We start from the raw sequence: 25,702 nt of genomic DNA on the forward strand, positions 1-25,702 counted from the left end.
TCACCGACGAGCAGCTGGAAGCGGACCTCTACCGGCCGCCGTACTACCACCCCGGCATGGACTCCCCCGAGATCCAGTACCTGATGGGCCGCCGCAAGGAACTCGGCGGCTTCGTCCCCGAGCGGCGGCCGGACCACACGCCCGTGGAACTTCCCGATCCCGCAACATATGAGGTGGCCAAAAGAGGTTCCGGGAAGCAACGGGCCGCCACCACCATGGCCTTCGTCCGCCTGCTCAAGGACCTGCTCCGGGACAAGAACTTCGGACACCGCATCGTCCCGATCGTGCCAGATGAATCCCGCACGTTCGGCATGGACGCGTTCTTCCCCTCGGCGAAGATCTACAACCCGGATGGCCAGGGCTACCTGTCCGTGGACCGGGATTTGGTCCTTGCCTATAAGGAATCGGCCAAGGGCCAGCTGATCCACCCGGGCATCAATGAGGCCGGGGCCGTGGCCGCGTTCACCGCCGCGGGCACGTCCTACGCCACTCACGGCGAACCGCTCATCCCGGTCTACGTGTTCTACTCCATGTTCGGGTTCCAGCGCACCGGCGATTCCTTCTGGGCCGCCGCGGACCAGATGACCCGCGGGTTCATCATCGGCGCCACCGCCGGCCGCACCACGCTGACCGGCGAAGGCCTGCAGCACGCCGACGGCCACTCCCCCATCCTGGCCGCGACCAACCCGGCCGTCATCACCTACGACCCGGCATACGGGTACGAAATGGGCCACATCATCCGGGACGGCCTGGAGCGGATGTACGGTCCGGAGTCGGAAGACCGGAACCTCATGTACTACCTCACGGTCTACAACGAGCCGATCTTCCAGCTGGCCGAACCCGAGAACCTCGATGTCAACGGCGTGCTGAAAGGCATCTACCGGGTGTCGGCGTCGGGCGCGGAAGGGCCTAAGAGCCAGATCCTGGCCTCCGGCGTGTCCGTTCCCTGGGCCCTCGAAGCCCAGCGGATCCTCGCCGAGGACTGGGGCGTCTCCGCCGACGTCTGGTCCGTGACGTCCTGGACCGAACTGCGCCGCGACGCCATGGCCGCCGAGGAAGAAGCCTTCCTCAACCCCGGCCGGCCCGCCCGCGTCCCGTTCGTGACCCAGCAGCTCGCCGGCGCCACCGGCCCGATCGTGGCAGTCACGGACTACATGAAGGCCGTGCCGGACCAGATCCGCCAGTTCCTCCCGCACCAGTTCGCCTCGCTCGGCGCCGACGGCTTCGGCTTCTCCGACACCCGCGCCGCGGCACGCCGCTTCTTCAAGAACGACATCCACTCGATTGTGGTGAAGACCCTCCAGCTGCTCGCCTCGCGCGGAGAGGTCGACGGCGGGGTGCCCGCCTATGCGATGGACCGCTACAAGCTCCTGGATGTCACCGCCGGGACCACCGGCGGAACGGGTGGCGACGCCTGACGCCACCGAGTGGGCAGTTGACGGCAGTGTTCCGCCCCGGGACTGCCGTCAACTGCCATCCGGGTGCATAGGCTGGGACCATGGCTGACTCATCGGAACCGCTCACGACGGCGGGATCAACGACGGCGGTGCTGCTGGCCGCCGGAGCCGGGACGCGGCTGGGGCTCGGGCCCAAGGCGCTGCTCCCCTTCCATGGCCGCACACTGGTCGAAGTGCTTGCTGACGTGCTGCTCGCGGGCGGCTGCCGGGAAGTTGTGACAGTCCTCGGCGCGGACGCGGCAACGGTCCGCGCCGCCACCGACCTCAGCCGGCACCGGGTCATCGACAACCCTGGCTGGGACACCGGGATGGGCAGTTCGTTCCGGGCGGGAGTTGCCGCGGCGGCCCCCGAGGACCATGTGCTCGTCGCGCTGGTGGACCAGCCCGGCCTCACCCCGGAGACCGTGGCCCGGCTGCTGGCAGCCCACCGGCCGGGCCGGGCGACGGCGGCCGCCTACCGCGATGCGGAGGGGAAGCTGCAGCGGGGACATCCGCTGCTGCTCGACGCCGGACTTCGCGCTGAAGCCGCGGAAACAGCAACGGGCGACGCCGGAGCACGTGTCTTCCTGCGGGCCCACCCGGACCTGGTTGATCTGGTGGACTGCAGCGACCTCTCCGGCGGCGAGGACCTCGACTCACCCGACCAGCTGCACCTCCTCGATTAAGCCAACAGCTCCTGCAGGCCACGCTTGAACCCGGCCCTGCCGCCATGGGCCGGATGCCTGATTTTCGGGACGTCCAGGCCGCTCCTCTGCAGGCTGCGGTGCGCCACATTGCCCACGGCCACCACGGTTTCGATGCGAAACGCCTCGATCAATGCCTGCCAAAACGGAGTTCCAAGGGCGGCCTCGGAAGCCCTTGGCGTGCGGTTGGACAGCGGCCGCCCGGGCACGTGGGTGTGCCACGGGCAGGCACTCCAGAGCAGGGGCAGGAACTCCAGCTCCGCCAGGACCTGCCACATCACCGTGGCCGTCGGTTCCGCGGCTATGCCTTCGGAATCGGCCGGAAGCACGTACCCCTTCCCCGGCCCAAACAGCCCAAACTCGTTGGCAGGGCCTTCGAGCATGGAGCGGTTTGTGAAGGGAATCCCGGTGATCCTCATGCCCCGGAATCCCGGCGCTTCGCCCAGCAGCAGCACCTTCGGGCGCCGGTCCAGCATTTCCTGCAGATAGAGCTCCAGGTTCCGGCGGCGCACGGCATTGCCGGCAGCGGCAGAATCAAAGAAGTTCTGGCAGTCCGGCCCGGTCTGCACGGACGCCAGCCGATCGACGAAGGCCCGGATCGCGGGATCGGCCATTCAGTGCGCTCCCCGGGAAGGGACCAGCCCTGCTTCTTTCAGGCCCAGGTAGATCTTGTCCCGGGAGATCGGCAGCTCGGAGAACCTCACGCCGGTGGCGTTCCGGATGGCATTCGCGAGCGCCGGCGCCACCGGGTTGAACGGGCTCTCGCTCATGGACTTCGCACCCAGCGGGCCCAGCTTGTCGCTGGTGTCGGCGAAGTAGACCTCGCTGCGCGGCACGTCGGCGAAGGCGGGGACGTGGTACTGCCGCAGGACGTCCGTTCTCACGCGGCCGGCGTCGTCCACTTTGACCTCCTCGTAGAGCGCGGAGCCGAGGGCCTGCGCGATCCCGCCTTCGATCTGGCCGCGGCACTGGCGCGGATTGACCACCACGCCGGCATCGGCAGCCTGCACGCTCTGCAGAATCCGCAACTCCCCTGTCCCGGTGTTCACTGCCACCCGAAAGCCCTGGACGTTGAACGCCACTGAGCGCGGGGTCCCGCCCCAGCGCCCTTCGGCGGCGAGCTCGACGCCGGCCTGCTCCGCGGCGTCGTAAATCTCCGTGAGCGGCACCCGCGTTCCCTCGCAGAGAACGGCATCCTGCTCCAGCACGCAGCCGGAGGGCTGCACGCGGCGGCTGCCGGCGGCGAAGACGCGGATGCGGAGGGCGAGCTCCTCTGCGGCGGCCAGCGTCGCCTTGCCCGCCACCACGGTGCCGGCAGATCCGAACGCACCGGAATCGTGGTCCACGAGGTCGGTGTCGGACTGCCGCACAGTGACCCGGGCGGCAGTGGTGGACAGCGCGGTGGCCGCGAGCTGCGTGTGGACGGTGGTGGTGCCGTTGCCGAATTCTGCCGTCCCGACGTCGGCGGCGTACGTCCCGTCGGGCAGCAGCCGGAGCCTGGAATGGGCAAAGTGGCCGCGTGGCGGGACGGTGTCGATCATGGACAGGGCCGTCCCCTCCCCGAGGACCCAGTCAGGGTCCAGCCTGTCGAGGCCGGCCGCGCGGTAGCGTTCCTGTCCACGGGCCAGGGCGTCCTCCACCAGCTTTATGCACTGGTCCAGGCCGTAGCTGCCGTAGCGGACGTCCTCTTGGGGCTCGTCGCGGGTGGAAAGCATGTCGTCGCCTTCCCGGACCATGTTCCGGCGGCGGAACTCCAGGGGGTCCATGCCGATCCCCGTCGCGAGCTCGTCGATGCCTGATTCGATCGCGAAGATCATTTGGCTGAGCCCATAGCCGCGGAAGGCACCCGCCGGCACGGTGTTGGTGTAGACGGCGTGGGCGTCCACTTTCTTGTTGGCGCACCTGTACACCGCCAGCGACTCGCCGCAGCCGTGGAACATGACGCCGGTCGCGTGGTTGCCGTAGGCGCCGGTGTTGGTGAGCACCTCCAGCTTCAGTGCCGTCAGCCTGCCGTCGCGGCTGGCGCCGGCCTTGAGATGGATGGTGAAGGGATGCTTGGTGGTGGCGGCGGTGAACTGTTCGGTCCGGGTGAATTCAAGCTGCACGGGGCGGTTGAGCTTCAGGGCTGCCAGCGCCACGACGTCCTCGGTGAGCACCTCTTGCTTGCCGCCAAAGCCGCCGCCTACCCGTCCCGCCACCACCCGGATCTGCTCTTCCGGCAGACCGAATACCCGGCACAGGGTCCGCCGCACCAGGAACGGGACCTGGCTGGACGTGCGGATCAGCAGCCGCCCGTCGCTGCCGAAGGAGGCGATGGAGGCATGGGTTTCGAGCGCCATGTGCTGCACCCGTTGGGTCCGGTAGGTGTGTTCGTGGATGAAGTCCGCCGCGGCGAAACCGGCCGACACATCGCCGAGCTCGGAATGCAGCTCGGCCACGACGTTCCGTTCGGGCCGGCTGATGCGGGCCGCGGCTGCGTCCTTGTCCCCATGGAGGGCGGGGGCCCCGGGGAGCATGGCGTTCTCCGGGGTGAAGACGGCGTCCAGTACCTCGTAGTCGACCTTCAGGGCCCGCACGCCTGCCTCCGCCGCCGCCACCGTGCCGGCGACCACGGCCGCGACCCGCTGGCCGATGAACCGCACCACGTCGTCGAACACGCGGGTGTCGTCAGGATCGTCGGTGTAGAGCTCGTGCTGCGCGGTCGAAAACAGCTGCGCCGGGGAGTCTTCGTGGGTGAAGACCGCCGCGACGCCGGGAATCGCCAGCGCGGCCGCGGCGTCGATGGAGCGGATCCGGGCGTGGGCATGCGGGGAGCGCAGCAGCTTCACGTGCAGCAGCCCGGGCAGTTCTTCGGCCGGGACGTCCAGGGTGTAGCGGGCCTGCCCCGTGACGATGGCGAGGCCGGCGGGTGCCGGAACGTCGTCGCCCAGTTGTCCGGGTCGCGGCTCCGGCCGGCCGCGCCCCTCCGATGCTGTGTCCGTACCAGGGGTGTCCGTACCAGGGGTGTCCGGCTGGCTCGCCCTCCCGCAGACGGCGTCCTCGATGGCCGTGTACCCAGTGCACCGGCACAGGTTGCCCTTCAGGTTCCGCGGCAGGTCCGCCTTCTGCTGGTCATCGAAGGTCGCGGCCGTCATCACCATGCCGGCCGTGCAAAAACCGCACTGGAAGCCCTGCCGGTCCAGGAACTGCTGCTGCATCGGATGGAGTGCGGTGCCGTCGGGGTCATCGGATCCGCCGGAGGCGCAGGTGGCGGCCAACCCTTCCACCGTGGTGACGGCGCGGCCCTCGGCGCGGACGGCGGGATAAATGCAGCTGTGCACCGGCACCCCGTCCACATGCACGGTGCACGCGCCGCAGTCGCCGGCGTCGCAGCCCTTTTTCACGCCGAGGTTCCCCTGTTCGCGAAGGAACGTCCGCAGGCACTGCCCGGGACGGGGTTCGGCCTGCGCCGGGCTGCCGTTGATCTCGATTGACATGTTCAGGCCTCTTCCGTCCGGGACCCGGCGCTTAAGGGCTTGCCCCGCGGCGGCCAGAAATCACCGGATACGCGTAGCGGATCACGGCCTGCCGGTGCGGTGAGCTCGGCCCGGATTTCATGGGCCAGCCGGTACGTCATGTCCTTGCGCCAGGCGGGCAGGCCGTGGACGTCGTCGTGGTACAGCTCATCGGGGATGGCGGCATCCAATGAGGCGGAGAGGGCGTCGGCGAGCGCCGCCGCGGAGGACGTCAGGCGCAGCTGCACGGGGCGTTTGGTGGCTGAGGTGACGGTCAGGACCAGGGAGCCGCCGGCGTCGAGCCTTCCGATCAGCAGCACCGCGGACCTGCCCAGGTTGCTCAGCGACAGCCGGCGGAAGGCCACCCGGGAGGACAGGGCCGCCGCCGGCAGGCTCACGCTGCGCAGGAGCTCGCCGGGAGCGAGGGCGTTGGTCCCGTCGCCCGTGACGAACTCCAGCACGGGGAGCGTGCGGCGGGCGCCGCCGGGGCCCAAAATGGTGGCCGTGCCGTCGAGCGCCGCGCAGAGCGAGATCATGGGCCCGGCCGGCAGGGAGGTGCACAGGTTGCCGCCCACGGTGGACATGGTCCAGACCTTGAAGGAGGCCACAAAGGACTCGCAGCAGGGGCGGACGAGCTCCACGCCGGGCCAGTCCCCGGCCAGTCCCCGGCCAGCGTCCGAATCAGGGAAGGCATACAGTTGCGCGATGGTGCAGGTTGCCGCCAGCTCGATGCCCGCCGCTGAGACGGCCAGGGGTGTCCAGTCCGTGAAGCCGAGGTCCAGGAGACGCCGGAGCGGTTCCTGTCCGGGGCCGGGGCTCCCGGCGGAGAAAAGCACGGTGCCCCCCGCGAGCCAGGCGTCGCCTTCGCGCCACTGCGCCGGATCCGCGGTGCGGACCACGGCCTCGATGGTGTTCATGTCCACTGGGCCTCCTGAGGTTCCGGCATGCCGGCGCTGCTGTCGTGATGGCTACTGTCGTGATGGCTGCTGGCGTGATGACCGCTGTCGTGATGACTTGCGGCGTAATGGTGAATGGGGCCGCTGACATCCTTCAGGGACACGCCGCCCTGGGCCAGGCCGGCGGCTTTGCTCCGGCTGGCCACGAGTTCTGCCGTGATGGACACCGCGACCTCTTCCGGTGTGACGGCCCCGAGGTCCAGGCCGATGGGTGAGTGCAGCCGGGCCAGGTCCCCGTCGGCCACACCGGCCTGCCGCAGGGCATCGATCCGCGCGCGGTGGCTGCGCCTGGACCCCATGGCGCCGACATAGGCCACGTCCAGGCCGAGGGCGGCCTGCAGGAGCGGGACATCGAATTTGGGATCGTGCGTGAGGACGCAGATCGCCGTACGGGCGTCGGTGCGGCCAGCCCGCGCCTGGTCCGCCAGATACCGGTGCGGCCAGGCAGTGGCCACCTCGTCCGCGGCGCTGAACCTGTCCTGCTGCGCGAACGCCGGGCGAGCATCGCACACCGTGACGTGGAAGCCCAGGAGTTTCGCGGCCGGCAGGAGTGCCGCACCGAAGTCATTGGCGCCGAAGATCAGCAGGCGCGCCGCCGGCAGCCGGCTCTCCACCAGCAGGCTCACGGGTTCCGGCTGGCAGTCCCCCGCGGGCGCGATCCGGACCAGTCCGGTACGGCCTCCCCTCAGCAGCGGTTCCAGCTGGGCTGCCGCGGCCAGCAGTACGCGCCCGGCACCGGCGGAACCGCCCGTTCCCAGCAGCGCGGCGAGCTCGGCCGACTCCAGTACCTGGAAAGCCGCCGGGTCAGGAACCACGACGGCGACGCCTCCGCCGGCGTCCACCCTGCGGATCAGCGCCGCCCCGCCAGCCGGATGCCGCCCGGCCAGGCCGGCCAGGCTGTCCAGCCATAGCCGGCCGGGCCCTGCGCCCAGGGGCTCGATGTGGATTTCCAGCCCACCGCCACAGGTTAGTCCGGCGGCGAACGCGTCCTCGGGGCTGTAGCCGAAGAACTCCCGGCGCGACCCGCCGTCGCGCAGTGCCTCCAGGGCCGCTTCCACAACGGCCCCTTCAACGCAGCCGCCAGACAGGCTTCCCAGCACCTCCCCGGTCTCCGAGACCAACATGGACGTGCCCACGGGCCGCGGCACCGATCCGGCAGCGCCCACCACGGTGGCCACCGCGCAGCGCTGCCCGGGCGCGGCAGGCCGCCATGTGCCCAAGTGCGGGAGCAGATCCAACATGGCCGCAGTCCCCGGCGCTAATAGTCGGTCCTGGACTCGAACGAGTTCCAGGCGTTGAAGGGATCCAGGGCCGCGGGAGCTTGCGGGTCTGTCAGTTCCAGCCTGCCCACCGGCATGAGCGCGCCGCGCTGATCGTTTTCGAAGTATTCGTAGAAGACGGCGTCATCGAACCCCGCGGACGCGGCATCGTGCCGGTCCGCGGCGAACACCACGCGTGACACCCGCGCCCACAGCGCGGACGCCAGGCACATGGGGCACGGCTCGCAGCTGCAGTAGAGCGTGGCTCCGCTGAGATCGAAGTTGCCCAGTTCGCTGCAGGCCCGCCGGATGGCCGTGACCTCGGCGTGCGCCGTGGGATCGTTGGTGGCGGTGACGCGGTTGACGCCTTCGAACGCTTGCCCGTCCGCAGTGACCACCACAGCGCCGAACGGGCCGCCGCCGTTCAGGACGTTGGCCGTGGCCAACTCGATGGATCTCGCCAGGAACTTCCGGGCCGTATCGGCTGTAGTCATGCTGCCACTCCCTAACCTGCGGAAGCCGGTACACCGCGACGGGAACGCAAGGGCCGGATGCGACAGTGACCAGTCTTCAGCATGTGCCTTGAAGGTTGCGCCTGGTAGATAGCTTCCCGGGATCGGGCTGCCCGCCATTGGCAAGATCGACAGTAGCACCGGGACGTCCGCGCGGCGCGCCCTAGTTGATGGAAGCCCGGTTTCGTTATGTGAAATCTCTATTTCCGGGTCTTCACGCCAACGCCCTACCGCCCCAAGTAACGCCTACCGGCCAAAGAGCGGCAGCGCGCGGAGCCATCGGGAAAAGCCGCGGTCCCTCCGCTCGCAGTCGGCCGGAATGTAGAAGTCCGGGTCCGTAGCACCGAAGTCCGTCGCGCCGAACGGCAGGTACAGCTCCTGCCCGGGCGCCGGAAATTCAATGGCACTGTCCTTCTCCTGCGAGTCCATGGACTCCTCCTCGTTCATTGTGTGGCCGCTTCCTCGCACCGGGATGGATCACTTCAGTGCAGTTCCGCAATTTGGAAATAATTTATTGTTATATGGAAAAGACTAGAAGCCTCCGGAGTCGGCGGTCAAGGGCTGCGGCCACCGCGGTCACAAACGGATTTTTCGAAAAGTGATGTACACCACGCCGGGTCCGGGCTACGCTTAATCCCAATTCGTGGCGCAGGTCACGTAACCTGGGAGCAGCAGGCAGGGTCGTAATGAGCTGGCATCAACTGATGTCGGCTCTTTTTTGTGGGCCGACGGAATGAGAAACGCGCAGGAAACAAGCGCTTAATTTCTATGTGGGACTTTGGTGCCACATACCTGAAGTTGGGAATCAGACCATGAGCAACAAGATCGTCCTCGGCCACAACCAGTACGGAAAAGCCGAAGTCCGCGTCGTCAAGATCACCAGGGACACCGACCGCCATGAAATCGAAGACCTGAACGTCACCTCGCAGCTGCGGGGGGACTTCGCGGCGGCCCACCTCGAAGGCGACAACAGCCATGTGGTAGCCACGGACACCCAAAAGAACACGATCTACGCCTTCGCCCGGGACGGCATCGGCTCCCCGGAAGCCTTCCTGCTGCGGCTGGGCAAGCACTTTACCTCGAACTTCGGCTGGGTCACCGGCGGCCGCTGGGCCGCCGAGTCCTACAAATGGGACCGGATCCAGGCCCACGGGGCCGGGCACGACCACTCTTTCGTCCGCAGCGGCCAGGAAGTCCGCACCGCGGTTCTTGTCCGCGACGGCGGTACCGAGCACCTCATCGCCGGGCTCAAGGACCTCACCGTGCTGAAGTCGACCCAGTCCGGGTTCAGCGGCTTCCCGCGGGACAAGTACACCACCCTCCCGGAAACGTCCGACCGCATCCTCGCCACGGACGTATCGGCCCGCTGGCGCTTCAAGGCCGGCACCGACTTCGGCACGTTCGACTTCAACAAGAGCTACGAGGACGTCAAGAGCCTGCTGCTGGAGGGGTTCAGCGAAAAGTACTCCCACGCCCTGCAGCAGACCCTCTTCGACATGGGCGCCAAGGTCCTTGAAGCGCACACCGAGATCGACGAGATTAAGTTCTCCATGCCCAACAAGCACCACTTCCTCGTTGACCTCTCGCCCTTTGGCCTCGACAACCCCAACGAGGTCTTCTTTGCCGCCGACCGCCCCTACGGCCTGATCGAGGCCACGGTCCAGCGTGAAGACGCTGCACCGGCCGAGATCGCCTGGTCCGGGATCGCCGGCTTCTGCTAGGACTCCCGAACAGGCCGGCCCGGGCTTCCGGCGCCGGCACTCAAGTAAACGTTAGCCAGACATTGTTAGCCGGACGACGACGTCCGCCATGAACCAAGAAGGTCTGCCATGAACGCACGCAAGAAACTGACCGCCCGGCTGCCACGCACCGGCGGCACCGGAGGCTCCGGCGGCTCCGGCGGCACTCCGCGCCCCGAAGACCAACGGCTCTCCGTCGGAAGCAGCTTCGCCTACGGCTTCCAGCACGTCCTGACCATGTACGGCGGCATCATCGCCGTCCCCCTGATCGTCGGCCAGGCCGCCGGCCTGGCGCCCGCCGACGTCGGGGTCCTGATCGCCGCGGCCCTCTTCATGGGCGGCCTGGCAACCCTGCTCCAGACCCTGGGCCTGCCGTTCTTCGGCTCCCAGCTCCCCCTGGTCCAGGGCGTCTCCTTCGCCAGCGTGGCGACCATGGTCGCCATCGTCACCGGCGGAGGTGGCCTCCCGGCCGTCTTCGGCGCCGTCATTGCCTCTGCAGCCATCGGGTTGCTGATCGCCCCGGTGTTCTCCAAGATTGTCCGGTTCTTCCCGCCGGTGGTCACCGGCACAGTCATCACCACCATCGGCCTCACGCTGATGCCCGTGGCGGCCAACTGGGCCATGGGCGGGAACAAGAAGGCGGAGGACTACGGGAGCGTGGCCAACATCGGGCTGGCGGCCATTACCCTGGCCCTCGTGCTCCTGTTGAGCAAGGTCGGCAACGCCACCATTTCCCGCCTGTCCATCCTGCTGGCCATGGTGGCCGGAACGGGGGTCGCCGTCGTGACCGGCATGGCGGACTTCTCGAAGGTCGGCGACGGCCCGATCGTCGCCTTCCCCGCGCCGTTCCACCTCGGCGCGCCCACTTTCGAGGCTGCCGCCATCATCTCCATGCTGATCGTGGTCCTGGTGATCCTGACCGAGACGATGGCCGACATCCTGGCCGTCGGCGAGATCGTGGGCACCCGGGTCGATTCGAAGCGGATCGCCGCGGGCTTGCGGGCCGATATGGTTTCCAGCCTCGTGGCGCCAGTCTTCGGCTCTTTCACGCAGAGCGCGTTCGCCCAGAACGTTGGCCTGGTCGCCGTCACCAAGATCAAGAGCCGCTACGTGGTGGCGGCCGGCGGTGTCATCCTGGTGCTGCTGGGCCTGCTGCCGGTGCTCGGCCGCGTGGTCGCGGCGGTTCCCACGGCCGTCCTGGGCGGTGCGGGGATCGTGCTCTTCGGCACTGTGGCCGCGAGCGGCATCCGCACCCTGGCCAAGGTGGAGTACCGGAACAATATGAACCTGATCATCGTCGCCGCCTCCATCGGTTTCGGGATGATCCCGATCGCCGCCCCCACCTTCTACGACAAGTTCCCCAGCTGGTTCGGAACGATTTTCCACTCCGGCATCAGCTCCGCGGCCGTCATGGCCATCACGCTGAACTTGCTCTTCAACCACTTGAAGAAGGGCAACTCGGAGAACCAGTCGGTCTTCGTGGCCGGAACCGGCCGGGTCATCCGCGAGGAAGACCTTCAGTGCCTGGCCGAGGGCGACCGCTATGAGAACGGCAAACTGATCGACTCCGACGGCAAGGAAGTCCCGGTGGAGTCCGCCGCGACATCCGGGCACTAGTCCCTGCGCCCCCGGCCGGCATGAGCGTTGCGGCCCCTCCCCGTGACGGTAAAGGGGCCGCAACGTGGCCTGGCAGAATGCGCCACGGCCGCTGGAGGTCAGCTCTTGTTGAGGTCCTGGGAAATCGCCAGGGCGGCCTCGCGCAGCAACGGCACCGCCCGGTCCGCGAAGGACTCGTCCACCCGGGATACGGGCCCGGAGACGGAAATCGCCGCGGGGGTCGGCGCATTGGGGATAGCAATCGCGAAGCAGCGGACGCCGATCTCCTGCTCTTCCTCATCGATGGAATAGCCGCGGCTGCGGATCAGCTTCAAGTCGGCGAACAGGGACTCGACGTCGCCGATGCTCTTCGGAGTGGGGGTGGGCATGCCCTTCCGGGTGACGATGCCACGCACCGTCTCATCGTCCAGCTGGGCCAGGATCGCCTTGCCCATGCCGGTGGCATGCATGTAACCGCGGCGGCCCACTTCGGTGATCATCCGCATGGAGTGCAGGGACGGGACCTGGGCCACGTACATCACCATGTCAGAGTCCAGCACGGCCATGTTGGCGGTCTCGCCGAGCCGTTCCACGAGGGACTGGAGCTGCGGCCGCGCGAGCGCCCCCAATTGCTTGTTCGCCGCCTCGCCCAGCCGGATCAGGCGCGGGCCCAGGGCATAGCGGCGGTTCGGCAGCTGCCGGATATAGCCCAGCGTGACGAGGGTGCGCAGCAGCCGGTGGATGGTGGGAAGCGGCAGATCGGTGGAGGACGAGAGTTCGCTGAGGGTGACGTCACCGCCGGCATCAGTAATCAGTTCCAGAAGTTCGAAAACGCGTTCAACGGACTGCACGCCTCCGGGGGCTTTTTCCGCCATAACTTTGCTCTCCTGAGGGGTTGTTTACGACAAATTTTATCCACATCGTGAAAAAAGTGCCTAGTGGACCCAAGATACAGTACCGCCAGCCCGCCGTCGACGGGCTACGGGGCTTGTATTTCCACAAAGTAGATAATAATATCCATAATACGAAATAACTGAGTTCAGCGAGAGCCCGTCAACGGGCCGACTAGGAGGAAATTCAATGGCGAATCCCAGCCCCGGAAATTCGATCACCCTGCGCGTGGAGGCTCCGTCCAGCGTCACGGCCACCAGCGAACTGGCCGCCGCCGTCGGAGCCGCCGGCGCCGCGATCACAGCCCTGGACGTCACCGAGTCCCACCACGAGACCCTGGTAGTCGACGTCACCTGCAACACCACGGACGACGCCCACGCCGCACGCGTCAAGGACGCGCTCAACGCGCTCGACGGCGTCACGGTCCGGAACGTCTCGGACCGCACCTTCCTGATGCACCTCGGCGGCAAGCTGGAGGTTGTCCCGAAGGTCGCCCTGCGCAACCGCGACGACCTCTCCCGCGCCTACACCCCCGGCGTCGCCCGTGTCTGCCTGGCGATCGCCGAAAACCCCGAGGCCGCCCGGAACCTGACCATCAAACGCAACACGATCGCCGTCGTGACCGACGGCTCCGCCGTCCTGGGCCTCGGCAACATCGGCCCGGCCGCCGCGCTGCCGGTCATGGAAGGCAAGGCCGCGCTCTTCAAGCAGTTCGCCAACGTCGACGCCTGGCCGGTCTGCCTGGACACCCAGGACACGGAGGAAATCATCCGGATCGTCAAGGCACTCGCCCCGGTCTACGGCGGCGTCAACCTTGAGGACATCGCCGCGCCGCGCTGCTTCGAGATCGAAACCCGGCTCCGCGAGGAACTGGACATCCCGGTCTTCCATGACGACCAGCACGGAACCGCAATCGTCACGCTGGCAGCCCTGACCAACGCCCTGCGCGTCGTGGACAAGAAACTCGCCGAGGTCCGGATTGTCGTTTCGGGCGTCGGCGCCGCCGGCTCCGCCATCATTGCGCTGCTCAAGGCGCAGGGGGCCCGCAACATCATCGCCGCCGGCCGCTCGGGAGCGATCCACTTCGGCGAACAGTACAACGACGAGCACCGCACCTGGATTGCCGAGAACACCAATGAACAAGGGTTCTCCGGCACCCTGCACGAAGCGCTCAAGGGAGCCGACGTCTTCATCGGCGTCAGCGCACCGCACGTGATCGGCGAAGAACAGGTGGCATCCATGGCCAAGGACGCTATTGTGTTCGCCATGGCCAACCCCACGCCGGAAATCGACCCGGTGGTCGCATCACGGCACGCCGCTGTGGTGGCGACCGGCCGCAGCGATTTCCCCAACCAGATCAACAACGTCCTGGCCTTCCCAGGGTTCTTCCGCGGGCTCCTGGACGCTGGGGCCGCAGACATCACCTCCGAGATGCTCGTGGCCGCCGCCGCGGCGATCGCCAACCGGGTGGCCGACGATGAGCTCAATGCCAGCTACATCATTCCCAGCGTTTTCGACCCCCACGTTGCCGCCGACGTCGCCGCCGCAGTTGCCGCGGCCGCCCATGCGACGGCCCCGGCCGCCGCGCCGACCCACGCCTGATTCGCCGCCTGATTCACCGACCAGGAAGGACCACAATGGCCCTCACCATTTCAGCCCGCCGCCCCGTTGACCGTGCGGAAGAGATCCTCACTCCCGAGGCGCTGGCCTTCATTGAGCAACTGCACCAGCGATTCGCCGCCACCCGCGGGGATCTGCTCAAGGCCCGCGCGGTCAAACGCGACGAGGTGGCCCGCACCGGCCGGCTCGATTTCCTGCCGGAAACCCGCGATATCCGTGAGGGCGACTGGACGGTGGCCCCAGCCCCGGCGGCCCTGCAGGACCGCCGGGTGGAAATGACGGGCCCGGCCGCACCGGCCAAGATGGCGATCAATGCCCTGAACTCCGGGGCCAAGGTCTGGCTCGCGGACCTCGAGGACGCCAGCACCCCCACCTGGTCCAACGTGATCGAATCGATCCTGAACCTCCGCGACGCCGCGGCGGGCACCCTGGCCTACACCTCCCCCGAGGGGAAGGAATATACGCTCCGGACCGATGCCCCGCTGGCCGTCGTTGTCGCCCGCCCGCGCGGCTGGCACATGGGCGAGCGCCATCTGCTGATCGACGGCGAACACACCGTGGGCGCCCTGGTGGACTTCGGCCTGCATTTCTTCCACACCGCCAGGCAGCTGCTGGCGAACGGCCATGGCCCGTACTACTACCTGCCCAAGATGGAGAGCCACCTCGAGGCCCGGTTGTGGAACGAGATCTTCGTCTTCGCCCAGGACTACCTCGGCATTCCGCAAGGCACCATCCGCGCCACCGTCCTGATCGAGACCATCCCCGCAGCCTTCGAAATGGACGAGATCCTCTACGAACTCCGCGACCACGCCTCCGGCCTGAACGCGGGCCGCTGGGATTACCTGTTCAGCATCATCAAGTACTTCCGCGACGCCGGCTCGCGCTTTGTGCTGCCGGACCGCGCCACCGTGGCCATGACCGCGCCGTTCATGCGTGCCTACACCGAACTGCTGGTCAAGACCTGCCACCACCGCGGCGCCTTCGCCATGGGCGGCATGGCGGCCGTCATTCCCAACCGCCGCGAACCCGAGGTGACCGCCCAGGCGTTCGAGAAAGTGCGCGCGGACAAGACCCGCGAGGCGAACGACGGCTTTGACGGTTCCTGGGTGGCCCACCCGGACCTGGTGCCGGTCTGCCGGGACGTCTTCGACGCCGTTCTGGGCGAGCGGCCGAACCAGCTGGACAGGCAGCGCCCGGAAGTCTCGGTCACCGCGGACCAGCTCCTGGACGTCGCCTCCGCCCATGGCACGGTCACCGAGGCAGGCATGCGCCTGAACCTCTACGTCGCCGTCGCCTACACAGCGGTGTGGATTTCGGGCAACGGCGCGGTGGCCATCCACAACCTGATGGAGGACGCCGCGACGGCGGAAATCTCGCGGTCCCAGGTTTGGCAGCAGATCCGCAACCACTCGGTGCTGGCCGACACAGGCCGGACCGTCACCCGCGAGCTGGTGTCCGGGATCCTGGCCGAGGAAACCGAGAAGCTCCGCGGCGAGGTGGGCGAGGACGCCTTCGCGAAGCACTACCTGCCCGCCAGCAAGCTCATTGGCGACATCTGCCTGTCCGAGGACTACACGGACTTCCTCACCACGCCGGCGTACGAGCTGGTGGGCTGAGCCATGGCAGCCACCTCCGCCAGCGCCAGGCCGCAGCCGCGCAGTCATCTACGGAGCCAGCCCCGAAGCCAGGGTCCGGTGACGCCGGCCCTCTCGGGGGCCGATCTCGCCCGGATCGATGCGCAGCTCGCCGACACCGACCGGCTGCTGGAGCGCAGCTACCCTGGCGATGACGGCTCCCGCCAGCCGGTGCACACCGTCTACGTCCCGGCCGACCGCTTCAGCCCGGGGTTCACCGCGGACTGGGGCGCCCAGGCCCTCGCTGCGGTGGACGCCCGCGGCGGAGTCGAAAACCTGTGCGCGCTGCAGGGCCAGGACCCCGAGCTGGCCGCCGCCGTCGCGCCGCGGGTCCGGGCCAAGCTCTCACGCGAACCGATCGAGGACCTCCGCCTGGACTTTGAGGACGGGTTCGGGGACCGGGGCGACGACGCCGAGGACGCCGCCGCTTCGGCCGCGGCATCCGCCGTGGCCACCGCGGTCGCCGCCGGGACCGCGCCGCCCTTCATCGGGATCCGCTTCAAGTGCTTCGAGGCCGCCACCCGCGCCCGGGGCCTGCGGACCCTGGATCTCTTCGTATCGCAGCTGGCCGCGGCCGGCGAACTGCCGGACGGGCTCATCCTCACCCTGCCCAAGGTCACCACGGTGGCGCAGGTGGAGGCCATGGCCTTCGCCGTGTCCCGCCTCGAGGAAGTCCACTCGCTCCCCGCGGGCCGGCTCCGCTTTGAGGTGCAGGTGGAAACGCCGCAGCTCATCCTGGGCCCGGACGGAACCTCGCCGGTGGCGCGCCTGCCGCACGCGGTGCCCGGCCGGATCAGCGGGCTGCACTACGGAACTTACGACTACTCGGCCTCGCTGCAGATCTCCGCCGAATACCAGTCCATGGAGCATCCCGTGGCGGACTTTGCCAAGGAAGTCATGCAGCTTGCCGTGGCCGGCACCGGGATCCGGCTCTCCGACGGCTCCACCAACATCATCCCGGTGGGCGAGAACGTGGAGCAGGCCTGGCAGCTCCACGGCCGCCTGGTCCGCCGCTCGCTGGAACGCGGTTTCTACCAGGGCTGGGACCTCCACCCGGCCCAGCTGCCCAGCCGGTTCGCCGCAACCTATGCCTTCTACCGGCAAGGGCTCCCCGCCGCCGCTGCCCGGCTCCGCAATTACGTGGAACAAACCGCCGGCGGCGTCATGGATGAACCCGCCACCGCACGCGCCTTGGCGGCCTTCGTTCTGCGCGGCGTCCAATGCGGCGCCGTCGGTGCCGAAGAAGTCCTGGCGCTGGCCGGCGTCGGGCTCCCCCAACTCACCGCGCTGGCCCATCCCCGGCTGGCCAACACCTCCACCCCCTCAGCTAAAGGAACGCACCCATGAGCAACTATTTCTACCCCGAGGGCGGGCTTCCGCCGCAGACCCAGCTCCTCTCGGACCGGGCCATCGTCAAAGAGGCCTACACCGTCATTCCGAAGGGCGTGCTCCGGGACATCGTCACGAGCACGCTGCCCGGCTGGACCAACACCCGCTCCTGGATCATTGCCCGGCCCATCGCCGGTTTTGCCACGACGTTCTCGCAGCTGATTGTCGAGGTGGGACCGGGCGGCGGAGCGGAAAAGCCTGAGCCCGAGGCCGGCGTCGAAGGCGTCATCTTCCTGACCAAGGGCGCCCTGGCCCTGACCCTCGAGGGGGAAATCCACAAGCTGGGAGAGGGCGGCTACGCCTATCTCGCCGCCGGGGCCCAGTGGTCCGTGGCGAACGAGTCCGGGGAGATCGCCAGTTTCCAGTGGATCCGGAAGGCCTATGAGCCGCTGGACGGCTTCACGGCGAAATCCTTCGTGACCCGCGACCAGGACGTCGAACCGCGGGCCATGCCCGACACCGACGGCGCCTGGGCCACCACCCGCTTCGTGGACCCGGAGGACCTCGCCCACGACATGCACGTCAACATCGTCACGCTCAAGCCCGGCGCCTCCATCCCCTTCGCGGAAACCCACGTCATGGAACACGGGCTCTTCGTCCTGGAGGGCAAAGCCGTCTACCGGCTCAATGACGACTGGGTTGAGGTGGAGGCCGGCGACTTCATGTGGCTGCGTGCCTTCTGCCCCCAGGCCTGCTATGCCGGCGGCCCGGGCAACTTCCGGTACCTGCTGTACAAAGACGTCAACCGCCAGATCCGCCTGACCTAAGACCGATCCACCAATACCGAATACGCAGTGGAGTCCGCCCCGTCTGACGGGGCGGACTCATTCGTGGTTCCGGAGCCCGCGGCCGGGAGCCCTTGTGGCCTGGGCGTTGCTTGCTAGCCTGAGGCTGTGAAGTACGAATCCCTGTGGATCGGATTGCTCCTTGGCGCGGCCTTCGGCTTCGCCATCGGAGCCGCCACCGCCGACAAACCGTTCACGGGCATGTTGATCGGCCTTGCGGTCGGCGCACTCGTGGGCCTGGGCGTCCGGAAGGACCCCAGGAAGCGGTAGGGATGCCCTTCGCCGGGATCAGACGGTTCCCGGCGGGGCAGTCACCCAATGCCGGCCCCCTGACCTGAAACGGCCCGCGCCGTGAAATGCCCGGGCACCAAAGCTGTGCCCGCCGCGCGAGGACCCCACAGTCCCAAGGCGCCGCCCAGACGCGCAGCCCGGCCCTTCCCCGACGCACCCCCATTGACTCTCCACCCCTTGACTCCCCTGCCCCAACTTCTCTACACTTTTCATAAAGCAGAATCTAAATTCCACCAAGCGGAAACCATGCAGGAACTAAGCAGGCAACGAAGTGGAATTAGTAATCGGATCTGCAAGGCAAAGACGCCCGGGATCCAGCTCCCGCCCACACCGGAAGGAACCCACAATGACGTACACCGTGAACTGCTCCATCCTCCTGACGGAGCTCCCCCTCTGGGAACGCCCGGCCGCCGCGAAGGCCGCCGGTTTTGACGCCGTCGAATTCTGGTGGCCCTTCGAAACCTCCGTCCCCACCGACGCCGAGGTTGCCCGGTTTGAGAACGCCATCACCGACGCCGGCGTGCAGCTCACGGGCCTGAACTTCAACGCGGGCGACATGCCCGGCGGGGACCGCGGCCTCGTATCCTGGCCCGCGCGCTCCACCGAATTCCAGGACAACATCGACGTCGTCGCCGGCATCGGTGAGCGCCTCGGCTGCAAGGCCTTCAACGCCCTCTACGGCAACCGCATTGACGGCGAATCCGCCGAGCAGCAGGACGCCATTGGCGCCGAAAACCTCGCGACGGCGGCCGCAGGCATCGCCCGCATCGGCGGCACGGTGCTCCTGGAACCCGTCAGCGGCGCCCCCAAGTACCCGTTGCTCACGGCCCAGGACGCCCTCGACGTCATCGCCCGGGTCAAGCAGGAATCCGGCGCCAGGAACATCAAGCTCCTCGCCGACTTCTACCACCTGGCAGTGAACGGTGACGACGTCGCCGCCGTCATCGAAAAGCACGCCAAGGACTTCGGCCACATCCAGATCGCCGACAACCCCGGCCGCGGGGCTCCCGGAACCGGGCAGCTTCCCCTCGGCGAATGGATCGCCCGCAGCCGCGCACTCGGCTACGAGGGCTACATCGGCCTCGAATACAAGGAACCGGCGGAGACCGCATTCAGCTGGGCCATCCGCCAGCGCGTCTCGCAGTAGTCCCCACCGGCACCCTGACCTCGCAAGCTCGGCCAGGGAACCCGGCCGGCGTGGGCCCACCCACCGGCACCCTGACCTCGCAAGCTCGGCCAGGGAACCCGGCCGGCGTGGGCCCACCCACCGGCAGCACCCGCACCCACCAGCCGCGGCACAGAAGCACACCTGCGCTAAAACGCATAAAAAGACTTCAGAAAGAGAACCACAATGAGCAACATCGCAGTCATCGGACTCGGCATCATGGGCCTGCCCATGGCCATCAACCTCGTCAAGGCCGGCCACACGGTCACAGGCTTCAACCGCAGTCAGGACAAGACCGACAAACTGGTCTCCGAAGGCGGCCGGGGCGCCGGCAGCATCGCGGAGGCCGTCAAGGGCGCCGACACCGTCATCACCATGGTGCCGGACTCCCCGGACGTCGAAGGCGTGGTCAGCGGCCCCAACGGCGTCTTCGCCAACGCCAAGCCGGGCGCCCTGTGGATCGATGCCAGCAGCATCCGCCCCGACGTCGCCAAGCGCCTCGCCGACGACGCCAGGGCCGCCGGAATCCGTCCCCTCGACGCCCCGGTCTCCGGCGGGGAACAAGGCGCCATCGACGCCGCGCTCTCCATCATGGTGGGCGGCCACGCCGCCGACTTCGAGACCGCCCAGGATGTCCTGGCCGCCGTGGGCAAGACCATCGTCCATGTGGGGCCCTCCGGCTCCGGCCAGACAGTCAAGGCAGCCAACCAGCTGATCGTGGCCGTCAACATTGAAGTCCTTGGCGAGGCGATCGCCTTCCTCGAGGCCTACGGCGTGGACACGGACGCCGCCCTCAAGGTCCTCGGCGGCGGCCTGGCCGGGTCCAAGGTCCTGGAGCAGAAGGGCCAGAAGATGCTGGACCGCAACTTCGACCCCGGCTTCCGCCTGGCCCTGCACCACAAGGACCTCGGCATCGTCACCTCCGCGGCCCGCGAGGCCAACGTCGCCGTCCCCCTCGGCGCCGTCGTCGCGCAGCTCGTCGCCGCCACTGTCAACCAGGGCGACGGCGGCCTGGATCACTCCGGCCTCTTCAAGCAGGTCCTCCAGCTCAGCGGCCGGAAGTAAACCGCCGGCCAGGCGCCGGTCACCACCTGAACCCAGCCTCCCGACGTCGTCAATGACGACGCCGGCACCTCAAGCACACCCAAAAACAGACTTTCAAGGAGCACACCATGACGAAGATGCGCACCGTAGACGCAGCCGTCGCCATCCTGGAAAAGGAGGGCGCCACCGAGGCGTTCGGCCTGCCAGGCGCGGCGATCAACCCGTTCTATTCGGCCATGAGGGCCCACAGCGGCATCCGCCACACCCTGGCCCGTCACGTTGAAGGCGCCAGTCACATGGCTGACGGCTACAGTCGGGCCAAGGACGGCAACATCGGCATCTGCATCGGCACATCCGGCCCCGCGGGCACGGACATGATCACCGGCCTGTACGCGGCGTGGGCCGATTCCATCCCGATGCTCTGCATCACCGGCCAGGCACCCGTTGCCAAGCTGCACAAGGAGGATTTCCAGGCCGTGGACATCGAGTCCATCGCCAAGCCCGTCACCAAGCTGGCCATGACCATCCTGGAGCCAGGCCAGGTTCCCGGCGCCTTCCAGAAGGCTTTCCAGCTGATGCGCTCCGGCCGCCCAGGCCCGGTCCTGCTGGACCTGCCGATCGATGTGCAGATGGCCGAGATCGAATTCGACATCGACACGTATGAGCCCCTGCCCGTGGAGAAGCCCCGGGCCAGCCGGAAGCAGCTGGAAAAGGCACTGGACATGCTCACCGCCGGCGAGCGCCCGGTGATCGTGGCCGGCGGCGGCATCATCAATGCCGGTGCCTCCGGGCAGCTGGTGGAACTGGCCGAGCTGCTGAACGTCCCCGTGATCCCCACCCTGATGGGCTGGGGCGCTATCCCGGATGACCACGAACTGATGGCCGGCATGGTGGGCCTGCAGACTTCCCACCGCTACGGCAACGAGAACTTCCTGCGCAGCGACTTCGTGATCGGCATCGGCAACCGCTGGGCCAACCGCCACACCGGCGGGCTGGACACCTACACCGCCGGCCGCAAGTTCGTGCACATCGACATCGAGCCCACCCAAATCGGCCGCGTGTTCTCCCCGGACTTCGGCATCGCCTCCGACGCCGCTGCCGCCGTGGACGGGCTGCTGGAACTGGCCCGGGAACGCCGCGCCGCCGGGTCGCTGCCGGACTACACCGCCTGGGTTGCCGAATGCTCCGGACGCAAAGCCACGCTGCACCGCAAGACCCACTTCGACAACGTGCCGATCAAGCCCCAGCGCGTGTACGAGGAAATGAACAGGGCGTTCGGCAAGGACACCACTTACGTGTCCACGATCGGACTGTCGCAGATCGCCGGCGCCCAGATGCTGCACGTGTTCGGCCCCCGCAAGTGGATCAACGCCGGACAGGCCGGCCCGCTGGGCTGGACCGCCCCCGCCGCGCTGGGCGTGGTCCGCGGCAAGCCGGACCAGACCGTTGTTGCCCTGTCCGGTGACTACGACTTCCAGTTCATGATCGAAGAACTGGCCGTGGGCGCGCAGTTCAACCTGCCGTACATCCACGTGGTGGTCAACAACTCCTACCTCGGCCTGATCCGCCAGTCCCAGCGGGGGTTCAACATGGAACAAAACGTGTCCTTGGCGTTCGAGAACATCAACTCCACCGAACTCTCTGCAACCGCAAGAGGCTACGGAGTGGACCACATCAAGGTGGCGGAGGGCCTGGGCTGCAAGGCCATCCGGGTGGAAAACCCGGAGGACCTTCCTGCCGCGTTCGACAAGGCCAAGGCATTCATGGGCGAGTTCAAGGTTCCGGTGGTGGTGGAGGTCATCCTGGAAAAGGTCACCAACATCTCCATGGGCACCGAGATCAACGCCGTCAACGAGTTCGAGGCCCTGGCCGAGACCGCCGGGGACGCCCCCACCGCCATCCTGGCCCTGCAGGCCTGAGATGCGGGTGGTCATTGCGCCGGACAAGTTCAAAGGCTCGCTCTCGGCCCCGGACGTCGCCCGGCACCTGGAAGCGGGGCTGCACGCGGCCGCCCGCGACAGCGGACAGATCAGTAATCTGGAGGTACTGCGGATTCCCGTGGCCGACGGCGGCGAGGGCACCCTCGATGCCGCCGTCGGCTCCGGCTTCACCCGCCGAAGCGCCGTCGTCAGCGGCCCCACCGGCGCGCCGCTCCGGGCAGAGTTCGCGCTCCGCGGCCGCGAGGCGGTCATTGAGATGGCCGCCGCGTCCGGCCTGGCCGTCCTGCCGGACGGCGTCAAGGACGCCAAACGCGCCACCAGCCTGGGCACCGGCGAACTGATCCGGGCAGCGCTCGACGCCGGATGCCGGCAGATCATTTTGGGCGTCGGCGGCAGCGCCAACACCGACGGCGGCGCCGGGGTCCTGCAGGGACTCGGCGCCAGGTTCCTCGACGCCCACGGCAACGAGCTGCCGCCCGGCGGCGCGGCCCTGGCCAGGCTGGACTGGATCGACTTCTCCGGCTTCGAATCCCGCCTGGACGGGGCACGCTTCGTGCTCGCCAGCGACGTGGACAACCCGCTGCTCGGCGCCCAAGGTGCCGCGGCGATCTTCGGCCCGCAAAAGGGCGCCACGGCGGAGGACGTAACTGCCCTCGACGCCGCCCTGGCCCACTTCGTGGACGTGCTCGCGGCCGAAATCGGGCCCCGCGCACGGAAGGCCGCGGACGCGCCGGGCGCCGGGGCAGCCGGCGGCGTGGGCTACGCCGCGATCGCCGTATTGGCCGCGACCCGCCGGCCGGGCATCGACGTCGTCCTTGAATTCACCGGGCTGGCCGACCGGCTGGCCGGCGCGGACCTGGTGATCACCGGCGAAGGCAGCCTCGACGAACAGACCCTGCTGGGCAAAACTCCGGTGGGCGTTGCCCGGGCCGCCCGCCGCGCCGGGGTTCCGGTAGTCGCTGTCTGCGGCCGGTCCGTCCTGACCGGGGAGCAGATCAGCAGTTCCGGGTTCCTCGCGGTCCACGCTTTGACGGAGCTGGAAAGCAATGTAGACACATGTATAGCCGAGGCCGCTCCTCTGCTGGAGCGCCTCGGACGGCAACTCGGCGAGCAATTGACCAACGCGGCGCACCCCGTCCCGGGTGCCCGCGCCCTGGACAGTGCTCCTGGAAAGGAGACCCTCCGTGTCTGAAGAAACCTACGACGTCGTCTTCCGCGGGCGGCAGGTGCTGACCACGGCCGGCCTCGCCGCGCGGGAAGTCGGCATCCGCGACGGCGTGATTACCGCGATCGCGCCGCTGGGCGACGGCCTCCCCGGCCGTGAAGTCATCGAGCTCGCCGACGACGAAACCCTCCTGCCAGGCCTGGTGGACACCCACGTGCACGTCAACGAGCCCGGCCGCACCGAGTGGGAGGGCTTCGCTTCCGCCACCCGGGCGGCAGCGGCCGGCGGCGTCACCACGATCATCGACATGCCGTTGAACAGCATCCCACCCACCACTACGGTGGCGGCCCTGAAACTCAAACGCGAGGTAGCAGAGGACCAGGTGTTCGTGGACGTCGGTTTCTGGGGCGGAGCCATCCCGGGCAATAAGCACGAACTGCGGCCGCTGCACGACGAGGGTGTCTTCGGCTTCAAATGCTTCCTGCTGCACTCCGGTGTGGACGAGTTCCCGCACCTGGAAGCGGACGAGATGGAAGAGGACATGGCAGAGCTGAAATCCTTCGACTCGCTCATGATCGTCCACGCCGAGGACGCCCACGCGATCGATCACGCACCCCACCCGGGCGGCGACCGCTACGCGATGTTCCTCGCGTCCCGCCCGCGCGGGGCCGAGAACAAGGCCGTCGCCGAGGTCATCGAACGGGCCCGCCGGACCGGCGCCCGCGCCCACATCCTGCACCTGTCCTCCTCCGATGCGCTCCCCTTGATCGCGACCGCCAAGCGCGACGGCGTTCGCCTCACGGTCGAAACCTGCCCGCACTACCTGACGCTGACGGCCGAGGAAATCCCGAACGGCGCCACAGCCTACAAGTGCTGCCCGCCGATCCGCGAAGCCTCCAACCGCGAACTGCTGTGGGCCGGGCTGCAGGACGGCACCATCGACTGCATCGTCTCGGACCACTCCCCGTCCACCCTGGATTTGAAGGACCTGGAAAACGGGGACTTCGCCGTGGCCTGGGGCGGGGTCTCCTCGCTGCAGCTGGGCCTGTCGCTGATCTGGACCGAGGCCCGGCACCGCGGCATCCCGCTGGAGCAGGTTCTCTCGTGGATGGCGGCCAGGCCGGCCCAGCTCGCCGGCCTGGCCAACAAGGGCCAGCTGGCGGTGGGGTACGACGCCGATCTCTCCGTGTTTGCCCCGGACGAGGCGTACGTCGTGGACGCCTCCAAGCTCAAGCACAAGAACCCCATCACCCCGTACGACGGGAAGGCGCTTTCCGGCGTCGTCCGGCAGACCTATCTCCGCGGCACCCTGATCGACGGCCGGACTCCGAACGGCAAGCTGATCCGCCGCGGCGACGTATGAGCCAGGCAGCCGTGGCCGGCACCGCACGCGCCGTTCACGGACGGGCCAGGCGCAACGGACAGCCGCGGCAGGCCGGCCTCGCGGCGAAGGGACTGGCTGTCTGGATCACCGTGCCGGACAACGCCGACCTTGACCCGGCCTGTCTGGCCCGGGCGGCCGAACTCGTGCTTGGCCGCGCCCTAAGAAGTGCCCCGGAGGCGGAAGTCCACTTTAGGCCCGCCGCCGGAGCCGCAACGTCCGCCGTCGTCCGGTCCCCTGGAGAAGACGGCGCCCTGCCGGGAACCCCGACCGGGGATCCCGCCGGGGACGGCACTCCGGACGACGACGGCGGGGCGGGCCCGGCGCCCGCCCCCGGCAGCATCAGCCGGCTCGCCGTCGACCTCGCGGCCGGGGACGCAAGGCTCGATGGCGAGCGGGTGCCCCTGACGGATCTGGAGTTCACCCTCCTGAGGTGCCTTGTGCAGAACTGCTCCCGCACGGTCAGCCGGGAGGAACTGCAGCATTGCCTCGACGCGTTCGACACCCCTGGCGCGGCAACCCGGTCCATCGACGTTTACGTCGGCCGGTTGCGCCGGAAACTCAAGGGCTGCCGGCACGCCGTCGTCACCGTCCGCAGCGGCGGCTACCGCTTCGTCCCCGGTCCGCGGGCGACCGTGCGCGGACCGGCGGAATACAGCATCTGAGGTCCGCTGCCACAACCATCCCGACCCTCGATCGAA

General features: G+C 68.2%; 22 protein-coding genes. 15 read left to right on the plus strand and 7 right to left on the minus strand.

What is annotated here, in order from left to right; genetic code table 11:
- Positions 1–1,418, plus strand: a 1,418-nt coding sequence (locus MRBLAR12_RS22115; protein WP_414645564.1) for a transketolase-like TK C-terminal-containing protein, incomplete at its 5' end; no start/stop codon positions are given.
- Between the two features lie 80 nt (positions 1,419–1,498).
- Positions 1,499–2,122 carry a nicotine blue oxidoreductase gene (gene nboR / locus MRBLAR12_RS22120; protein ID WP_364748471.1) on the plus strand — a complete coding sequence of 208 codons (624 nt, stop codon included), beginning with the start codon at positions 1,499–1,501 and terminating at the stop codon, positions 2,120–2,122.
- On the opposite strand, the gene MRBLAR12_RS22125 is transcribed toward nboR, so the two are convergent.
- The 6 genes from MRBLAR12_RS22125 to MRBLAR12_RS22150 all read right to left on the minus strand — a co-directional run bounded on the left by MRBLAR12_RS22125 (position 2,119) and on the right by MRBLAR12_RS22150 (position 8,790).
- Positions 2,119–2,754: a uracil-DNA glycosylase gene (locus MRBLAR12_RS22125; protein ID WP_364748474.1), complete on the minus strand. Its 636-nt coding sequence runs from the start codon at positions 2,752–2,754 to the stop codon at positions 2,119–2,121. The genes nboR and MRBLAR12_RS22125 overlap by 4 nt on opposite strands.
- Positions 2,755–5,616 carry a molybdopterin-dependent oxidoreductase gene (locus MRBLAR12_RS22130; RefSeq protein WP_364748477.1) on the minus strand — a complete coding sequence of 954 codons (2,862 nt, stop codon included), beginning with the start codon at positions 5,614–5,616 and terminating at the stop codon, positions 2,755–2,757.
- 2 nt (positions 5,617–5,618) lie between these two features.
- On the minus strand, positions 5,619–6,557 hold the full coding sequence (locus MRBLAR12_RS22135) for an FAD binding domain-containing protein (protein ID WP_364748479.1): 939 nt from the start codon (positions 6,555–6,557) through the stop codon (positions 5,619–5,621).
- On the minus strand, positions 6,548–7,831 hold the full coding sequence (locus tag MRBLAR12_RS22140) for an XdhC family protein (RefSeq protein ID WP_364748482.1): 1,284 nt from the start codon (positions 7,829–7,831) through the stop codon (positions 6,548–6,550). Before MRBLAR12_RS22140 ends, MRBLAR12_RS22135 begins: the two co-directional genes overlap by 10 nt.
- Positions 7,832–7,848: 17 nt before the next feature.
- Positions 7,849–8,343, minus strand: a complete 495-nt coding sequence (locus MRBLAR12_RS22145) for a nucleoside deaminase (RefSeq protein ID WP_364748485.1) — start codon at positions 8,341–8,343, stop codon at positions 7,849–7,851.
- Between the two features lie 264 nt (positions 8,344–8,607).
- On the minus strand, positions 8,608–8,790 hold the full coding sequence (locus MRBLAR12_RS22150) for a hypothetical protein (protein WP_229995486.1): 183 nt from the start codon (positions 8,788–8,790) through the stop codon (positions 8,608–8,610).
- Between the two features lie 383 nt (positions 8,791–9,173).
- On the opposite strand from MRBLAR12_RS22150, the gene pucL reads away from it, so the two are divergent.
- Positions 9,174–10,082: a factor-independent urate hydroxylase gene (gene pucL / locus MRBLAR12_RS22155; protein ID WP_229995485.1), complete on the plus strand. Its 909-nt coding sequence runs from the start codon at positions 9,174–9,176 to the stop codon at positions 10,080–10,082.
- Positions 10,083–10,190: 108 nt separating this feature from the next.
- Positions 10,191–11,717, plus strand: coding sequence for a nucleobase:cation symporter-2 family protein (locus MRBLAR12_RS22160; protein WP_364748490.1), 1,527 nt, complete (start codon positions 10,191–10,193; stop codon positions 11,715–11,717).
- Between the two features lie 98 nt (positions 11,718–11,815).
- On the opposite strand, the gene MRBLAR12_RS22165 is transcribed toward MRBLAR12_RS22160, so the two are convergent.
- A complete protein-coding gene (locus MRBLAR12_RS22165; protein WP_229995483.1) occupies positions 11,816–12,571 on the minus strand; it encodes an IclR family transcriptional regulator in 756 nt (251 codons plus the stop codon).
- 205 nt (positions 12,572–12,776) lie between these two features.
- Here MRBLAR12_RS22165 and MRBLAR12_RS22170 point away from each other — a divergent pair, with 205 nt between their 5' ends.
- The 11 genes from MRBLAR12_RS22170 (at position 12,777) to MRBLAR12_RS22220 (ending at position 25,666) form a co-directional block, all read left to right on the plus strand.
- Positions 12,777–14,189 carry an NAD-dependent malic enzyme gene (locus MRBLAR12_RS22170; RefSeq protein WP_229995482.1) on the plus strand — a complete coding sequence of 471 codons (1,413 nt, stop codon included), beginning with the start codon at positions 12,777–12,779 and terminating at the stop codon, positions 14,187–14,189.
- 35 nt (positions 14,190–14,224) lie between these two features.
- Positions 14,225–15,823 (plus strand): malate synthase A, encoded by a 1,599-nt coding sequence (gene aceB / locus MRBLAR12_RS22175; protein WP_229995481.1) that lies wholly within the window; start codon positions 14,225–14,227, stop codon positions 15,821–15,823.
- Positions 15,824–15,901: 78 nt separating this feature from the next.
- Positions 15,902–17,188 carry a DUF6986 family protein gene (locus MRBLAR12_RS22180; protein ID WP_364748747.1) on the plus strand — a complete coding sequence of 429 codons (1,287 nt, stop codon included), beginning with the start codon at positions 15,902–15,904 and terminating at the stop codon, positions 17,186–17,188.
- Positions 17,185–17,997 carry a bifunctional allantoicase/(S)-ureidoglycine aminohydrolase gene (locus MRBLAR12_RS22185; protein WP_229995480.1) on the plus strand — a complete coding sequence of 271 codons (813 nt, stop codon included), beginning with the start codon at positions 17,185–17,187 and terminating at the stop codon, positions 17,995–17,997. Before MRBLAR12_RS22180 ends, MRBLAR12_RS22185 begins: the two co-directional genes overlap by 4 nt.
- A 126-nt stretch (positions 17,998–18,123) precedes the next feature.
- Positions 18,124–18,285 (plus strand): glycine zipper domain-containing protein, encoded by a 162-nt coding sequence (locus MRBLAR12_RS22190; RefSeq protein WP_229995479.1) that lies wholly within the window; start codon positions 18,124–18,126, stop codon positions 18,283–18,285.
- Positions 18,286–18,652: 367 nt separating this feature from the next.
- On the plus strand, positions 18,653–19,453 hold the full coding sequence (locus MRBLAR12_RS22195) for a hydroxypyruvate isomerase family protein (RefSeq protein WP_229995572.1): 801 nt from the start codon (positions 18,653–18,655) through the stop codon (positions 19,451–19,453).
- Between the two features lie 204 nt (positions 19,454–19,657).
- Positions 19,658–20,536: a 2-hydroxy-3-oxopropionate reductase gene (locus MRBLAR12_RS22200; protein ID WP_229995573.1), complete on the plus strand. Its 879-nt coding sequence runs from the start codon at positions 19,658–19,660 to the stop codon at positions 20,534–20,536.
- A gap of 107 nt (positions 20,537–20,643) precedes the next feature.
- Positions 20,644–22,434: a glyoxylate carboligase gene (gcl, locus tag MRBLAR12_RS22205; RefSeq protein ID WP_364748497.1), complete on the plus strand. Its 1,791-nt coding sequence runs from the start codon at positions 20,644–20,646 to the stop codon at positions 22,432–22,434.
- A 1-nt stretch (position 22,435) separates the two neighbouring features.
- Complete coding sequence (locus tag MRBLAR12_RS22210; protein ID WP_364748499.1) at positions 22,436–23,647, plus strand: glycerate kinase; 1,212 nt, start codon at positions 22,436–22,438, stop codon at positions 23,645–23,647.
- Entirely contained in the window at positions 23,640–24,983 is a 1,344-nt protein-coding gene (gene allB / locus MRBLAR12_RS22215; RefSeq protein WP_364748502.1) for an allantoinase AllB, read from the plus strand. Before MRBLAR12_RS22210 ends, allB begins: the two co-directional genes overlap by 8 nt.
- Positions 24,980–25,666 (plus strand): winged helix-turn-helix domain-containing protein, encoded by a 687-nt coding sequence (locus tag MRBLAR12_RS22220; RefSeq protein ID WP_229995577.1) that lies wholly within the window; start codon positions 24,980–24,982, stop codon positions 25,664–25,666. Before allB ends, MRBLAR12_RS22220 begins: the two co-directional genes overlap by 4 nt.
- Positions 25,667–25,702 lie beyond the last annotated feature (36 nt).

Source organism: Arthrobacter sp. LAR12-1-1.1, from assembly GCF_040676555.1.
Classification (GTDB): Bacteria; Actinomycetota; Actinomycetes; order Actinomycetales; family Micrococcaceae; genus Arthrobacter.